The organism is Terrabacter sp. P5_B1 (assembly GCF_056400505.1).
In genome coordinates, this window is record NZ_JBFULD010000571.1 from 1 (window position 1) to 1175 (window position 1175).

Consider the following 1175-nt stretch of genomic DNA (forward strand, 5'->3'; position numbering starts at 1 on the left):
CCTCGGTGCCGATCTCGGTGCCCGGTCCGGCGCCAGCCGCCGAGGCTTCGTCGTCGGCGCGCTCGGCGTCACCGCGCTCTCGGTGCTCGCGGCCGTCGGTGGCCAGCTCCGCAGCGGGGCCCAGACGATCAAGAAGGTCGTCCTGCCCGCCGCCGCTGACAAGGCCAAGCCACTGCCGGCCGGCCTCGAGACGAAGGTCGCCGGCATCTCGCCCCTGCGCACGCCGACCGAGAAGTTCTACCGCGTCGACACGAACCTCACCGTGCCGAAGGTCGACGTCGACAGCTGGACCCTCGAGGTCGGCGGCATGGTCGAGAAGCCCTTCACCCTGACCTTCGCCGAGCTCGCCGCGATGCCGCTCATCGAGCGCGACATCACCATGACCTGCGTCTCCAACGAGGTCGGCGGCGGCTACATCGGCGCCGCCCGCTGGCTCGGCGTCCGGCTCACCGACGTGCTGGATCGCGCCGGCACCAAGGGCAACCCGGACCAGGTGCTGAGCACCGCGGTCGACGGCTTCACCATCAGCACGCCCCTTGGCGTCGTCCGCGACGGACGCGACGCGATGATCGCCATCGGCATGAACGGTGCCCAGCTCAGCGACACCCACGGCTTCCCGGCCCGCCTCATCACGCCGGGCCTCTACGGCTTCGTCGGCGCGACGAAGTGGCTCACCAAGCTCACCCTGACCACGTATGCCGCCGACCAGTCCTACTGGACGAAGCGCCAGTGGGCGACGGATGCCCCCATCAAGACGAGCGCCCGCATCGACACCCCGGCGCCGCTGTCGACGATCAGGGCCGGCACGACCGCCATCGGCGGCGTCGCCTGGGCCCAGCACCGCGGTGTCGGCAAGGTCGAGGTCAAGATCGACGACGGCCGTTGGCAGGCAACGAAGCTCGGGCCCGACGTCGGTGTCGACTACTGGCGCCAGTGGTACCTCCCGTGGGACGCCAAGCCCGGACTGCACCGGATCTCCGTGCGCGCGACCGACCTCAAGGGACAGGCACAGATCACCGAACGTGCCACGCCGTTCCCCAGCGGGTCGAGCGGCATCCAGGAGGTGGTGGTGACCGTCGCGTGAACGCATACGACCGAGAAACCCGCGAAAAAACTTGTCCGACAAGCAATCCGGAGCCCCAGCGGCCCCGAACCCCCTATGACCGTGCACCAAC

Annotated in this window: 1 protein-coding gene; it reads left to right on the forward strand. The window is 69.8% G+C overall.

Features of this window, described 5'->3' with window-relative positions; all coding sequences use genetic code 11:
* On the forward strand, window positions 1-1084 hold a 1084-nt coding region (locus tag AC1DP0_RS22090), incomplete at its 5' end, for a molybdopterin-dependent oxidoreductase (protein ID WP_478088763.1).
* Window positions 1085-1175 lie beyond the last annotated feature (91 nt).